General features: G+C 36.1%; 12 protein-coding genes. 4 read left to right on the forward strand and 8 right to left on the reverse strand.

The features are described 5' to 3' along the window. Nucleotides 1-83: 83 nt before the first annotated feature. Together ACYQ3Q_RS08565 and dprA are read right to left on the reverse strand one after the other, a co-directional pair. Nucleotides 84-1,220, reverse strand: a complete 1,137-nt coding sequence (locus ACYQ3Q_RS08565) for a phosphoribosyltransferase (RefSeq protein ID WP_459928173.1) — start codon at nucleotides 1,218-1,220, stop codon at nucleotides 84-86. Continuing rightward, complete coding sequence (dprA, locus tag ACYQ3Q_RS08570; RefSeq protein ID WP_459928174.1) at nucleotides 1,210-2,385, reverse strand: DNA-processing protein DprA; 1,176 nt, start codon at nucleotides 2,383-2,385, stop codon at nucleotides 1,210-1,212. Before dprA ends, ACYQ3Q_RS08565 begins: the two co-directional genes overlap by 11 nt. A 427-nt stretch (nucleotides 2,386-2,812) precedes the next feature. On the opposite strand from dprA, the gene ACYQ3Q_RS08575 reads away from it, so the two are divergent. Both ACYQ3Q_RS08575 and ACYQ3Q_RS08580 read left to right on the forward strand, forming a co-directional pair. Further along, nucleotides 2,813-3,718: an RES family NAD+ phosphorylase gene (locus ACYQ3Q_RS08575; protein ID WP_459928175.1), complete on the forward strand. Its 906-nt coding sequence runs from the start codon at nucleotides 2,813-2,815 to the stop codon at nucleotides 3,716-3,718. A 282-nt stretch (nucleotides 3,719-4,000) separates the two neighbouring features. Beyond that, nucleotides 4,001-6,652 carry a type I restriction enzyme HsdR N-terminal domain-containing protein gene (locus tag ACYQ3Q_RS08580; protein ID WP_459928176.1) on the forward strand — a complete coding sequence of 884 codons (2,652 nt, stop codon included), beginning with the start codon at nucleotides 4,001-4,003 and terminating at the stop codon, nucleotides 6,650-6,652. Nucleotides 6,653-7,022: 370 nt separating this feature from the next. On the opposite strand, the gene ACYQ3Q_RS08585 is transcribed toward ACYQ3Q_RS08580, so the two are convergent. Further along, complete coding sequence (locus tag ACYQ3Q_RS08585; protein WP_459928177.1) at nucleotides 7,023-7,148, reverse strand: hypothetical protein; 126 nt, start codon at nucleotides 7,146-7,148, stop codon at nucleotides 7,023-7,025. A 187-nt stretch (nucleotides 7,149-7,335) separates the two neighbouring features. Between ACYQ3Q_RS08585 and ACYQ3Q_RS08590 the strand changes: the two genes are divergently transcribed. Together ACYQ3Q_RS08590 and ACYQ3Q_RS08595 are read left to right on the forward strand one after the other, a co-directional pair. Next, entirely contained in the window at nucleotides 7,336-7,623 is a 288-nt protein-coding gene (locus ACYQ3Q_RS08590; RefSeq protein ID WP_459927235.1) for a transposase, read from the forward strand. A 23-nt stretch (nucleotides 7,624-7,646) separates the two neighbouring features. Beyond that, the gene (locus tag ACYQ3Q_RS08595; protein WP_459927236.1) at nucleotides 7,647-8,522 is read left to right on the forward strand and encodes an IS3 family transposase; all 876 of its coding nucleotides are present in this window, start codon (nucleotides 7,647-7,649) and stop codon (nucleotides 8,520-8,522) included. 207 nt (nucleotides 8,523-8,729) lie between these two features. On the opposite strand, the gene ACYQ3Q_RS08600 is transcribed toward ACYQ3Q_RS08595, so the two are convergent. The 5 genes from ACYQ3Q_RS08600 to ACYQ3Q_RS08620 all read right to left on the reverse strand — a co-directional run bounded on the left by ACYQ3Q_RS08600 (nucleotide 8,730) and on the right by ACYQ3Q_RS08620 (nucleotide 14,773). Beyond that, nucleotides 8,730-9,386 carry a hypothetical protein gene (locus tag ACYQ3Q_RS08600; RefSeq protein WP_459928178.1) on the reverse strand — a complete coding sequence of 219 codons (657 nt, stop codon included), beginning with the start codon at nucleotides 9,384-9,386 and terminating at the stop codon, nucleotides 8,730-8,732. Between the two features lie 184 nt (nucleotides 9,387-9,570). Continuing rightward, nucleotides 9,571-9,786, reverse strand: coding sequence for a hypothetical protein (locus ACYQ3Q_RS08605; protein WP_459928179.1), 216 nt, complete (start codon nucleotides 9,784-9,786; stop codon nucleotides 9,571-9,573). Between the two features lie 72 nt (nucleotides 9,787-9,858). Continuing rightward, entirely contained in the window at nucleotides 9,859-10,374 is a 516-nt protein-coding gene (locus tag ACYQ3Q_RS08610; RefSeq protein ID WP_459928327.1) for a hypothetical protein, read from the reverse strand. After that, nucleotides 10,328-11,308, reverse strand: coding sequence for a toll/interleukin-1 receptor domain-containing protein (locus ACYQ3Q_RS08615; protein ID WP_459928180.1), 981 nt, complete (start codon nucleotides 11,306-11,308; stop codon nucleotides 10,328-10,330). The genes ACYQ3Q_RS08610 and ACYQ3Q_RS08615 overlap by 47 nt, the downstream gene beginning before the upstream one ends. A 300-nt stretch (nucleotides 11,309-11,608) precedes the next feature. After that, entirely contained in the window at nucleotides 11,609-14,773 is a 3,165-nt protein-coding gene (locus ACYQ3Q_RS08620; RefSeq protein ID WP_459928181.1) for a type I restriction endonuclease subunit R, read from the reverse strand. Nucleotides 14,774-14,783: the final 10 nt, after the last annotated feature.

Raw genomic sequence — 14,783 nt, forward strand, 5'->3', positions numbered from 1 at the left:
GACAAGTGAATCTTATTGCCATATTCTTCAATGATTTTTCAAAGCATCAATAGAATAAATCCCCTTGCACGTGTTCCGAAATCTTAGGTTTTTATACCATAGATAATACGATATAGTGAATTAATCTCCTCAATAGCTCCCGTATTTGTGCTACCTACTATGGAGAGCCTTTTAAGTAACTCGTAGCTGTATCCAGGGCTAAATACATCACCATTTATTTTGTAGTATTGTGCAAAATAATTAGTTCCAAATCGACCAACAGAAACAAAAATTATTTTTTTCACATTTTGCGTTAATAAAAGATTTCGCGCAGTTTCAAATGATGTACCATTAGTTAAAAAATCGTCTAAAACACAGACTGTTCGCCCTTTAAGTTTCCCTTTGTAAGATTCATTAAGTATGACTGTATCAAAATGTCTATCGCACGGTATTCGCTCAGTTTTTTCCATACCACGACTTTTTCTAGTAGGCGTGTGCCTGATGAAAAGTGGTGCTGCTTTCCTCCCGTTCATAACGATTCTAGCTCTCTCTTTAAATTGAAGCATATCCTTATTTAGCTCCGTTCCAGAAGAAGGAAAAATAGCCCAATCTTGAACTTCTCTAAATTCATCGTTATTAGCAATACCAGCTAGGAAATGATAAAGAAGAACTTCATAATATCTCTTATCACCTTCTTTTAATAAAGACTGAAAACCAGCTACAAGAGCTTTTTCTTCTTTTGTATGACTCCCTATATATGTATTTGCACTATAAAGCGATAAAACATGTGTACTATCACCTAAATCTGCATTATAGTACCACGAAGATTGGTTTTTAATAATCTCTATAAATTTAACCAGTAAGGCTGGATGAGAAATTTTAATACCGTACTTTTCAATTTCAACAGTTTTTACTTCTGACCACATCGGATTTATAAGCAGTTGTCTATTATTAGCAGCCAAGTACAAATCTTGCTCATTACTTCCGAGAACTACAAAATAACCTCCAGGATATTTTTCTACGAATTTTTTCGCATCTTTCCTATAAGGGAATTTATATTTAGTCTCATCTTTAAAAACAGACTTTGCTAATTGTAACTTTTCATAAGTGCGCGACATAAAAACTATAATGTCACCACTATCGGTAAGCTGAGTGAAAGCCTCAACAACACCTTCGTAGGGTACCTTTGTAGACGGACTGATAGCACTGTCTATAGAAACCATTAGAATCTTATTGTTCATTTTCCACAGCCCTCTCTTCTCTAAGTTTTTTATGCTTATTGACAACGGCTAATAAAAAACTATTTAATACTTCTTCAACAGTTAACTTGCTTTCCTGCAAAATATTATAGAAGCTATCATATAGTTCCTCGTTCAAGGCAATATTATAATCTTTTAACGACATCCTTCCCTTAATCATTTCTTTGGAAAACTCCTTTGTTGATTCTTGAATAATGTTACAGATTCTTTCACTCTTGGGAGCTAAAATCTCTCTATCCATTTTGAACGAACGAGAAGAATTATAGCCCAATTCATTAAGAACAACAAAGTAATCATTGATGGTATTAATTGGGATTGCGGTGCCATCCTTTAATATCTTTCGCACCCCCTCGATAACCTCTAAGTCATACACAGGTACAGGACAGAAAATGGGTCTATTTTGGCTTTTGGCGAAATCTACTGTATGCATAGTTCCACTTCTTATAGTCGATTCAAATACAATTAATGCCTCAGATATTCCACTAACAATTCTATTCCGTTGAACGAAATTTCGTTTTTGTGGGTTAATCCCTATAGGATACTCAGACATAATTAATCCATTATTATTCAGTATTCTATCTGCTAATTTCTCTTGGGATTTTGGATAAATTGAGTCTAATCCATGTGCAAGAACAGCCACAGTTGTGCCGTTATTATCCAAACACGCTTTATGTGATTCAGTATCAATACCATCTGCAAGACCACTAATAATTGCAAATCCTTCATCTACCCACAGTGGAACTAGGGCCTCAACCGTTCGAATACCAAACGCAGATGGCTTTCTCGTACCTACACATGCTATTGATTTTTTATAGGCATCTGGTTTAATGTTTCCCTTAGCAAAAAGTATTGGTGGAGGGTTTTTAATTTTAAGTAAATTACTAGGGTAGTTCTTATCGAGCAACGAAATTACTTTGATACCTTTTTCAGAGCTCTTAAATATTATTTCTTCGGCTTGATTTTTCACAATTTTAACCTTTTCAAAATCAATAAATAAATTGGGGATAATTGAATATTTCTCTATATTTTCAAATGAATCTTCTTTAAGTGATAAAATTTCTTCATTTGTTAAAGATTGTATGAAGTTATTGACCTTTTGGTCATTGAAATCAAGTAACAATTTTAAAGCTAATAAATTTGCTGACACTACAGTATCCTCCTAAATTGCTAATACAATCTCTTCCAAATGGATATTTCGACATATTTTCATTGTTATCCTTTATTTTTGAGGCTAACTATAGGTTTTCAACATATAGATATTTTAAACTCTGCGTTCAACATAATTATATTATTAGAATTCGTGCAGGAAATAGTTGGGGAATTATTGAATTTAAGACAAGTAATTTCCCACAACCCCCTTAACCATATGCAAAAAGCTACGCTTCATTTGAAAACTGTCGGGGTATTATAGCAATTTTGTCTGTAAGGAGGATGGTTGGAGATTAGCATAACAATAAAAAGAAGGAAAGTGGTGCATTAATGGTAAACATTGAGAAAAAGAAGTTAAGTAGATTATTTGAGACACTCAAACTTGTTGCGACCCTTGAATATGTTCGTATTTAATGGAGGTAAGGATGGAAGAGGCGGATTCAGTTTTAAATCAAGCTATCGATTTATGGCGTAGCTTTCAGGAAGAAATTCTATACAGAAATAGATTCATTTTAAACCACCCAGTTTTAGATTTTACAAGAACAATAGCGGAGAATCACAAAGAATCAATAGAAGAGAACACCATACTTTATAGGGCAAGAATATTTAATGAAAAGCCTTATTTCACTAAATACCTTGGTTCTGATTTCAATTTGGATGGATTGGATATGTATAGTACATTTGATACAATGCGCAATAAGACGGCTATTGAATCGAAGAGGAACTCAGGATTCTGGGGATATGATGAAGATAATTCATTCGTTCCTAAAGATAATAGTTCGGTAACAGAAGGAAGAGCTAACCCATCATTAATCAAGTATTTATATACTTCTGAATCTCCTTATACCGCCTTAACCGAAGTGAGGCCATACCTTGGAGGAAATATAAGTGTGGCAGAAATTAAAGTAACCGAAGAGATAAAGATAGCCGATTTCTCTTATCATGGTGTTGACAGCATTAACAGTTCTCTTGAAGATAAGTTAATGTTATTAATTATGTGGAAATTCTCTGAGCCTATCAACACAAATAAACATGACTATATCCCTACTCAATATATCGCAGAATACTTAAAAAATTTAGAGTACGATGGTATAAAATTTAATAGTTCATTGCACAAAGGCGGATGCAATATCACAATATTTAATTATCAAAAGTGTAAGGCTATCAGTTCAAAGCTGTATGAAATTAAAGATATTTGTATTGATTCAGACTGCATAGCTCCGCTAAATGAACAAGGACTAAAGCATTCAAAACTTAAACCTAAATTATTGCCGATTCTAAAAGTCTCCAGTACCCCCCCTAGTGTTGGTGGTTTGGAAAATCTCTTCTAAGACAGCACACAGAGGTTGATTATTCATATTTGATTCTCTACACCTTGGGAAACCGCACGATTACAGCGGACCCAGTCCTTTTCCACTATACGACCGAAAACATGCTATAACGCAAATAATAAACGTAATTAATTCTTAATACGACTTTGAGGAATTAAGTAACTCATGAAGAATTCTATTTCAGGAGCAGTCATTTTGAAACACTCTGAAGACTCTGAAACATAACATTGCGATGAAATGAGGAGGTCTGGGCAGATGTCGTTATATTGCGAATATAATACTTTGAAAACTGAAAGTGATGTCGAGCAAAAATTTATTTATCAGTTTTTGACGAATTCTAGTCCTATGGGTTTGGGGTTTAGACCTTCTGATATACAAACAAAGCAAATCTTAAGACAATATCTGATTGGTAAGGGTAAGCAAAAATATTATTATCCTGATTATCTTATTGCTATGAGAGGAATACCTTTATTAGTTATTGAAGCCAAAGCTCCTGGCGGGGATTTGGTTACTGCTTATTCGGAAGCAAGGTTATATGCAGTAGAAGTAAATGCCGCCTTCCCACATAATGTGAATGTTTGTAGCAAAATTGTTGTAAGTAATGGGACGGAGACATGGGCAGGATATTTTGACCAAGCTGAACCCGAACTGAAACTCTCTTTTGAAGAATTTCAAACAGAAAGTAAGTCTTTTGTTGAAATACTTAAGTTTTGTTCAAAAGATGAATTGTTAAAAGTTGCTAATAGACCCTATATTGAATCTAGAGGAAGGGCGATATTTAATACGCCAGTTTCAGAACTTGGCGGCAAAAGAGTTCAGGATGAAGAACTTGTAGAGAACACGTATGGAAGAACCTTGGTGTTTGAGAATCGCAATATATTTGACCCTGAAACAGAAGAAGATAGGGTCGGAATAGTAAAGAACGCCTATATTCTATCTTCCAAGAGGGAACAACATATAGAACCAATGTATAAAGAAATAAAAAAGATTAAACTTCCTAGCGAGGTAAACACTACCTTAATTTCTACTGACGAGCCAGCTGAGATTGTAGATAAATTAAATAAACATATTATTTTACATGAACAAACATATTCATTAATGTTGTTAATAGGAAATGTGGGTAGTGGTAAAACTACATTTATTAGATATTTCAAAGAAATAGTTCTAAAGGAAAAGTACAAAGAGTTATCAAACAAAAGTGAATGGATTTTTGTTAATATGAATCCCGCACCATTAAATAGGGATGAAATATATAGCTGGATAAAAACCAAAATTATTGCACAGATTAAAATTAATTATAAAGAGATTAACTTCACAAATATAGAAACTATTAAAAAACTATTCAAAAGAGAAATATCAGATTTTGAACACGGTATAGGACAAATTTTAAAAAATAATGAGGACGCCTATAGTGCAGAGTTATTCAAAATGTTACAGCAGTATACACAAGATAATGAAACTATTCTTAAAGCAATTTTAGGATATTTAAAAGAAACTAAGAATAAAGTACCAATAATTGTTTTCGATAACTGCGATAAAAGAAATAAAGATGCACAATTGTTGATGTTTGAAGTGGCCCAATGGATAAGGGAAAGCTACAAATGCATTGTTATTTTGCCAATGCGAGATAGTACATATGATACTTACAAGAATGAAAAACCTCTAGATACTGTAGTTAAGGATTTGGTTTTTCGCATTGATACTGCTGATTTGTTGAAAGTCCTGCAAGCAAGGTTAGAATACATATATCGATTAAGAGGAACTGACCAAGTTAGTTATTCATTGGAAAAAGGGATTAATGTAGTAGTTAAAAACAAAGAGCAAATTGAATATTTTAAATGCATTTTATTGAGTATAAGAAAAAATCGCTGGATTGCAGATATATTTTATAAATTAACGAACAGAAACATAAGAGACGGAATTCAGTTATTCGAGGACTTTTGTAAAAGTGGCCATATAAAATCAGAAGATATTCTTATGATAAGAACAGCAAAAGAAGATTCTCATTTGCCTGCACACAAGATTATTAATGCCCTTCTGAGAAAGAACAGAAGGTATTATAGCGATGAAAAATCCAATTTTGCAAACTTATTTTCTGCCAAATTTGAAGATGACTTCCCAGACCCATTTGTAAGAGTTGATATTTTACGCTGGTTAAAGAAATATATACACGAAGAAGGACCTAACCGTGTCCAGGGCTATCATAAAGTCGATAGATTAATAAGAGCCTTGCAAACTATTGGGCATAATGAGGTCGTTATTTATCGTGAGATTAAAAGCCTAATCAAAAGGGGTTTAATATTTTCCGAAATTGATTTCTCGGAAGTGGATTATTGTGACTTAATCAAATTATCCCCATCAGGCACTCTTCATTTAAACTTGCTGGGAAATATCAGCTACCTTGGGGCTTGTGCTGAGGATGTAATTTATAAAAATCCTCAAATCATGACGAGTATTTCGAGAAGAATCGCAATGCGCAATTACTTAGAAAAATTACCTGTAATGGCAACAGCAAAAGATATGATTGATTATTTAAAAAAATATAGAGGGGATTTTTTATCACAACCAGAAGTTTATTTGAAGGATGAAGAATGTTTTTCTATATATGATTTAAAAGAATGCATGGATACAGTCGACAATATGATGTTGTCAGACTCGTCAGCAACAAAAGCGATAGACATTTCCTCGAAATACCAAAGAGGTACACAATTAATTTGCAAGGTTATATCCAAAAGAAATTACAGTTTATTATGCCTTTTCGATAACGAATTGCGCGGTTTTTTAGCAACATTCCCGAACAAATATCAACTGTCCAATGAATCATATATCTCAATAAACGAAGGTGATGAGCTACTTTGTCAGGTAATAGAATACGATTATAAATATGCTAGCTTTCAATTAGAGTTTTTGAAAAAAGTCGATAGGGAATTTTAGTTACTCACTGAATGGGATTTATTCGATACCTAGAACCCTAGTATCATTGAATACCCGTGACACAACGAATAATTTAAACGAATGAATATTAAGACGTTTGAACTGAGAGAGTGCTTGACAATCTTGAACATGTGGACAATGATATGTTTTTGACGCCCATGTGAAGTATATTCAAGCGAAAATAATACGTATTATCTAGAAAAATTCTTTCTTATTAATGGTCTATGGATTGCAATAATGGAAGGTGACATATTATCCGACCGCACGTATAATCACATTGCTTTTAAAACGAAGTAGAATTTAATATTTATTCATTTAAGGGCACTAGTGTTAGGAATTGATTTTTTATCCCTTGTGAACGCACTGATACTTATGCCAAGTTATCTAACAAATAATTAATCAAAACCTCAGTATAAATCAATGCCAAATTTGCATCGTTTCGAGAAATCTTTACATTGACATCATTTCGGATTTCATCATGCCGAGCCAGATTCATATAGCTTTTAGTAGCTCTAACGATTTCATTTATCTTTATATAAGTATTCATTTCGGTACCTTCCGTAGTAAGTTTATCGAACATAGATTTTAAATCTTTATAACCGAGTGGAGTAGTATCATTTTAGTTAAGTCAGAAAACTCGTAATTCTGGTAAGAATAGGAAAAACGAAAGAAGGTAAATCCAGATGCGAGAATACGACAAAGACTTCAAACAAGAGGCCATCAAGTTGTCTTACGAATTAGGGACGACGGCTGCCTCAGAGAAACTGGGGATTCCAGTAACAACGCTATACTCATGGAAAAATCAATCAAAACGGTATGGAGAAGTAAGTTTTGTTGGCAGCGGACATAAACGTATTGACCCAAAAACAGCTGAAACCAAAGCAATGGAAAAGAAGATTAAAGACCTTGAAGCCGCCAATGATATTCTAAAAAGGGCCTTAGGTTTTTTCGCAGAGAGCCAAAAGAAATAGCTGCACGAGAGCTTTTTCATTGGATGTGGTTTCACAAAACTAAAGAGAAAACCAAGCACAGCATAAAAACCATGTGCAGAGTATTACTGGTTAGTGAAGCCGGATATTATAAGTGGTTAAAAAGGCAGTCCAAGCCTTACAAATACGAAGAACTTTTGGCTAAGATCCTTCAAATTCGTGCGGACAACCCGGACTATGGAGCATACAGGATTTATCTCCATTTAAAACTTTATCAAGGCTATACCGGTAGCTATTATGTAATCCTTAAGCTCTGTAAAATCAACCATCTTATGCTCAAGAAGAAACATCACTGTAGAGGAATAACCAAAGCAGATCTAGCCGCTCAAGCCAGTGCCAATCTCATCAAACAAGACTTTTCTGCAGTATCACCCAATCAAAAATGGCTTGGAGATGTCACAGAAATCCCAACGGCTGACGGAAAGCTTTATTTAGCCGCCGTATTGGATTGTTTCGATGGAAGTATCGTGGGATTTAAAATGGCAAATCACATGAGAGCCGAGCTATGTGTCGAAGCCTTTACCTCGGGTGTTAAGAGGTATCAAGCCTATGGGATGGTCTTTCATTCGGACAGGGGTAGTCAATACACAAGCGGGATCTACCGTCAAGCACTCGCCCAGCATGGTGCGAAACAGAGTATGAGCAGTACTGGTAAATGTTATGACAATGCCAGAATGGAGTCCTTTTTTGCCACATTAAAGAAAGAAAGCATCTATAAATTCAGAACCGAAACAATGAGTATGGAAAAGATTAAAAGCATAGTGTTTAGATTTATAGAAACCTATTACAATCGGAAACGAATTTACACTCCAAACGGAGGTTATCCGCCCCTAGTAATGCGTTCACAGTATTATCGAGAGCGTTTACCCCAAGCGGTGTAACAGTTAAGAGGCTTCGCCTCTTGAGTTTATCGCTTTTTGGTTCTCCTAAGGATAGAAATAAAGATACCAGGGTGATTAAATATATCCCCTGGCTATCCTTAGCAGAACTCTACCGGCCGCTCGTGTTGCTCTCCAGCATTTCACTATCCTGCCTGTAGATAAGAGCCAGTTATATTATAACCATAAATTGGTACTAAAATTACGAGTTTAGGGACTAAACCAAATTTGACAACTCCAGAGTTCTTTTGGGATAGCCTCAAGTGCAATATACGACCTTGTAATTGTTCCATGATAATCATTTGCTGCAAAACTTTTTCTCGCAGCTGCAATAAGCTCCTTAACCCTAATTTTAGAGTCTAAGCTATCTAAGAATATTATTTTTTCCCTGCTATAAAAGTAGTTCCACGCAGGTAAAAACGTTTCTAACCATTTTGATTTAGGTATGGATGTATTGAGAACTAAATTCATTTTGAATAATTCTTCAAATCCATGTCTATTAACCTTATCCAACGCAATCAGCACTTCCAGATTAAGCAACAGCTGCACATCACCATCTTTTCTAGCTGACTCAATAAGTTCTATATCTTCTCGTGTAAAGTGTATATTAAGTGGTCCTACGCTAGATTGGATTAAATCAATAAAGTTTGGCTTAATCAAATATCCAATTTCTAAATCACAAATACTAATTTTCCTGCTATTAATATTTAATACAAAACAATTCATGTAATTCTCGATATCATAACGCTGAGATACTTGAAAAGTGCAACAGATTATCGGTATGGTGCCATGTAGTTCTGGCCAACAGTTCTCACTACTAAACCTACACAAATATTGACCACCCAATTTTTCAAGGTATCCGTTCATATATTTCGCTCCAGTCTCTGTATTTTGCTTAACGTTTTAGGGATTCCGCGTCATTCCACTTTCTTTTCAGTTAAAGTGTTAGAAACTTATGTTACTACGCCCTCGCTAAACCAATCGTTCCTTGAAGATACCTAGACTAGTTCAAATTACAGGGTACAATTCATTTAACGTTAAAGTGAGACGCTTATTCTACTTCGGAACTACGAACGAATATACATAAATTTTCATCCCAAGCCCATGATTTTTGGTCCTCTGGGTGGTCGAGAAACTTAACCAATACATCAAATTCTGATGCTTTCAAGGCCGTCTCAAACCATTCTTCAAGGGATATATTAAGTGATAAGCATACTGCGTCTATCCGAGCTTTGATTTTTTCATTAACTGGGAAAGCTAAATACATTTAATTCACCTCACTGTAATATTTTCAGTTTGGCAATGATTAAGGGGCATTAATCTCATTAAACATGATTCTTTACTTTGAAAATATCGCCCCAATTTGAACAAGTGCATCGGCGTACTTATGAGAAGTGTAATTATTGGGAGCATCTTGACTGGACAGGACGATATATTCGTCTTTTAATACTATCTTTAAGCTAACAGCAGATTCTCCCTTTATTGATAGCACTATTTCAGAAATGTTTTCGGATTTGAAAACTCTGATTGGGAACTCTTTATTGCCTGATTGAAAATACATATGGTAAATATAATTTCTAGTGAAAAAGAATACACTTACACTCCCATGCCAGTCATCATCATATAAATTTATCGGATAAGTTAATATAATATCAGGAACGTTTATGAGCTTTTCTAAAACAGCGATGGCACTCTCCCATGCGTATGAATTACTGCACAACGTCTTCTTTACTCTGTCATATTTAAACATTTCATGCATATAAGTCACGTTCCTTATATAAAAATAATATCTATTGTTATGGAACACCTCACCGTTCCAGGCTGCTCTTGATATGATAAAGCCATATTTCTTCAATAATTGTGTCAATATCATTGGTGTCTTTGCTACCGAAAGCATACATTGAACGCTTTAACTGAAGCTCATTATTACTATTGACTTCACAATTTATCATTTCATTGTAGGAATTGTCATTGTTATCACTAATGCGACTCCCAAATTGGAAATAGATACCTTCAGAAAAACCCATTGAACTTCCATACCATATTTTTATACCCGTTACTTTATTACCATCTACATAAGCATAGAAAATGGTTTTTCTACTTGTAATTTCTTCACATGAGTAATCAAATTCTTGATTAGCCTGTTTTGTCTGTTCAAACATCTCTTCTAACTTTTTACAAAGCTGATGATAAACATTCTTTAGAAACTGATTCTTATCCATATCAGTTATCTTTTTCAGTTTTGGGATTAATCGATTGGCAACGTCGACAGGCATTGATGAACCCAGCCCTTTCTTAGGTTTGAGTTCAGGGATAGGTCCCAATTCAGCCATTTCATACATTGGAACATTGAATATTTTATATACCAATTCATCTAATTTATCTGGCTGCGTTCTATCACCCGACATATCTATTGCGTATACATCTTTATAATGGAAAGGGAACACTTTGGTATAATCCCCTTGATGTCTCATTATTAATATAAGTTTACCTAGATTATCTCGCAAGTAAGGCATGGTTAAGAGCGTCTCAAAACCAACCCCACCCTTAAGTCCATCGGCTTTTTGAGCGTAATTTTCCGTAAGTATGATGACTATATAATCGCTGTTTTTAATCTTAGAAATCATCATTGCATTTAAATTTACTGTCTCTAATTGTGTCTCAAAAACATCCATCGTAGCGTCTATACCTTTTCTTCTTAATTCATTTGTAAGATTCAACACCCACTGCTGATGAGTTAAATTGTCCCAGCTGTAGCTTACAAAAACGGTTGGATTCTTTTTTTGCATAACTCTGCCCTTCTGCATATCCTTTTAAGGTATTAATGAACTACCCACCAAGGTTTGCGGTTATTTCTGAAATCGATATTAATAATGTAGTTTACTTTTGCTTAAATTCGGAGGAAATTATCCTTCAAGTCGTCCTCTGCCCAACTTGTGGACACTCTAGGACACTAAATATTGGGAACGCATTACTCAGAACGCAGAATATGGGAAATACATCAACTTAGAACGACAAATATGGGAAACGCATCGACTTAGAACGACAAATATGGGAAACGCAGTGCCAAGTAAGCATAAGCATCGCCATCAAGAGGCTTGGTTCGCCCAAATATTTGCCAAGTTTTCAGCCTGTTGCAAAACGTGCAGAATTGCAATCTCTAGTTTATCTGGTGGATAACCATATTTTCTTAAAGTTCTTCTCACTATAACCATCAATCTTGCGCGTACACTTTCTTTGATTTCCCAGTCTATAGTTGCGTTAGACTTAACTTTATTTGCAATTTCCTTAGCAATATCTTTCAATGTTGCGTCTCCTAAAACAGCCACTGCGCTGTCGTTCGTTTCGAGTGCATCATAAAAGGCAAGCTCATCCTCACTTAATCCAAGGTTCTCACCACGTCTATCTGCTGCTGCGACTTCTTTGGCTATTCTAATTAATTCTTCAATAATTTGAGCCGTGGTTAATTGGTTGCTCTGATATTGATTCAGCGCTCCCTTGAGCATATCCATGAGTGATTTTGATTTCGTTATGTTACGTTTAGAACGAATAGTGATTTCGTCAGCAAGTAATTTTTTCAGAAGTTCCAGCGCAACATTTTTGAATTTCATACCCTGAATTTCTTTAAGGAAATCATCGGAGAGTATTGATATGTCTGGTTTAGCTAATCCTGCCGCATCAAATACATCGATAACCTGGTCTGAATATAATGCACCCTCGACAATATTTTTGATAACTGTCTCATATCTGTCTGTGCCACCATTTCCACCCGTTTCAAACTTGGTGAGTCGTGCTTTCACAGCTTGAAGGAAGGCAATCTCTTCAGCATGTTCAATCGTTGCCCTGTGTGGCTTCGATAGGGCATATGCTTGACTTAATAAGGAAACTTCTCTTACGTATCGAGTTTTAGCGTCATCTTTAATCCCTAAAATGTAGTCCTCAGCTCTCAGGATAATTGATAACTTCTCCTTGATTTCCGAAGAGAAGAATGCAGTATAATCAAATCCATGAAGCATTTGGCGAACTACCTCTAGCTTTTCTAAGAGAATGTCTACTGCTTTCTCTTGGGTCTCGGCGGGCATACCCTTGCCACCACTTTCCGCGTAGAAAGCTAACGCCTCCTTTAAGCTAGTCCCAATACCGATATAGTCCACAATCAATCCACCTGGTTTGTCCTTAAATACACGATTAACACGGGCTATTGCCTGCATTAGGTTATGGTCCTTCATCGATTTATCAACATACATAGTATGCAAACATGGTGCATCAAAACCTGTCAACCACATATCTCGAACAATAACCAATTTCAACGGGTCATTTTCATCCTTCATCCGTTGGGACAAGGCTTTACGTTGTTGTTTACTCGTATGATGTTTTTGCATTACAAGGTCATCAGAGCTTGCCGCAGTCATAACCACCTTGATAACACCTTTGTCCAAATCATCACTATGCCACTCAGGTTTCAGCTTAATAATCTCTGAATACAAGTCCGCAGCAATACGACGGCTCATAGCAACTATCATGGCCTTACCCTCAAAAACTTGTTGCCTACCTTCGAAATGGTCAACTATATCTCGTGCAAGGTTAGAAAGACGTTCTTGACTTCCTACAATAGCCTCAAGTTTCGCCCACTTTAACTTAGCAGTCTTGGCTTCGTCCATTTCGTCTGTCTCAGAAAGTTCATTGTCAAACTCTTCTATGAGTTGTCTACCTTCTTCAGTAAGGTTCACCTTTGCTAATCGACTCTCATAATAAATCTTGACAGTAATCTTATCCTCTACAGCCTGTGCGATGTCATAAATATCTATGTAGTCTCCAAATACAGCTGGGGTATTAGCGTCACGCCCCTCCACAGGAGTACCTGTAAAGCCGATGAAGGTTGCATTTGGCAATGCGTCATGCATATACTTCGCGAACCCATACACGGTACGCTGACCAATTACATTTCTGTTCTCGTCCTTAATATCTCTAAACTTTGCATCGAAGCCATACTGGGTTCTGTGGGCCTCGTCTGCCATTACCACAATGTTATGTCTACTTGACAACATTTCATAGTCGGACAAATCACCATCAGGCATAAATTTTTGAATCGTAGTGAAGACGATACCTCCAGAGGAGACCTTAAGCAACTCTTTTAGATGTTCACAATTATCAGCTTGTTGAGGGGGTTGACGCAACAGGTCAGCGTTACCTGCAAAAGTGTCAAACAGTTGGTCATCAAGGTCGTTTCTATCGGTAATCACAACCACTGTAGGGTTATCTAAGCTCTGTACAAGCTTACCAGAATAAAACGCCATCGAAAGTGATTTCCCTGCTCCTTGGGTATGCCAAATAACCCCTGCCTTTTTGCTACCGCCTAGTCCAGCAGCTTCAATCGTTTTCTTCACAGCCTTATTGACTGCATAATACTGGTGATAGGCAGCAATCTTCTTGACGGTTTCTAGCTTAACTATTTTGGTAGTCTTATCCTCAGTCTTAGTTGTTTCAAATGTCACAAAACCTTTTATGTAATCTAGAATTGTTTCTTTGTTAAGCATCCCGTGAATTAGTGTTGTTAGCTGGTCGTCAAACTTCGAAGCTTCATTGATTCCATCTTTCGTTTTCCATACGGAAAAGCGAGAGAACGGAGCGGTTAGAGACCCCACCTTTGCTTCGAGTCCATCAGATATAACGCATATTTCGTTGAAAGTAAACAGAGAGGGTATTGTAGCTTTGTAAGTTTGTAGCTGGTTGTAAGCTTTTCGAATGGTCGCCTTTTCGTCTGCGGGATTTTTTAGTTCAATAATGGCAAGAGGAATACCATTGATAAACAATAATATATCGGGGCGTTTATTGACGTTATTTTCAATGACTGTGTATTGGTTAATAACCAAGAACTCATTATTTCCGTTGGAGGGGTTGTCAAAGTCATAAACCTTTACATAGTCTCCTATAATATCGCCATTCTTGCGGTACTCAACAGGGACGCCTTCAACAAGCATTTTATGAAACAATTGATTATCTACGAGTAAGTTCGATGAGCTAATACGCAGGAGTTTTTTAATTGCGTCGTCTATTGCGGCTGAAGGGATAGAGGTATTAAGTCGTGCCAAAGCTGCTGTAACCCGTTCGACTAGTAAAATGTCAGAATAATTCCTGCGTTCGGCGTGTCCAGTGTCAGGAGCTATTTCTGGTCCCGCTATATAGGTATAACCTAAATCAACTAGCTCGGTAATTGCCAAATTCTCAATTTCGGATTCATACAACTTCGGCACGATTCGTCAC

It is taken from the genome of Desulfosporosinus burensis (assembly GCF_054657535.1).

Excerpts from the sequence above, each read along its gene's own strand:
- ACYQ3Q_RS08565 (WP_459928173.1), bottom strand. The coding sequence starts at position 1,220 with ATGAACAATAAGATTCTAATGGTTTCTATAGACAGTGCTATCAGTCCG.
- ACYQ3Q_RS08575 (WP_459928175.1), top strand. The coding sequence starts at position 2,813 with ATGGAAGAGGCGGATTCAGTTTTAAATCAAGCTATCGATTTATGGCGT.
- ACYQ3Q_RS08585 (WP_459928177.1), bottom strand. The coding sequence starts at position 7,148 with ATGAATCTGGCTCGGCATGATGAAATCCGAAATGATGTCAATGTAAAG.
- ACYQ3Q_RS08590 (WP_459927235.1), top strand. The coding sequence starts at position 7,336 with ATGCGAGAATACGACAAAGACTTCAAACAAGAGGCCATCAAGTTGTCT.
- ACYQ3Q_RS08595 (WP_459927236.1), top strand. The coding sequence starts at position 7,647 with ATGTGGTTTCACAAAACTAAAGAGAAAACCAAGCACAGCATAAAAACC.
- ACYQ3Q_RS08600 (WP_459928178.1), bottom strand. The coding sequence starts at position 9,386 with ATGAACGGATACCTTGAAAAATTGGGTGGTCAATATTTGTGTAGGTTT.
- ACYQ3Q_RS08605 (WP_459928179.1), bottom strand. The coding sequence starts at position 9,786 with ATGTATTTAGCTTTCCCAGTTAATGAAAAAATCAAAGCTCGGATAGAC.
- ACYQ3Q_RS08615 (WP_459928180.1), bottom strand. The coding sequence starts at position 11,308 with ATGCAAAAAAAGAATCCAACCGTTTTTGTAAGCTACAGCTGGGACAAT.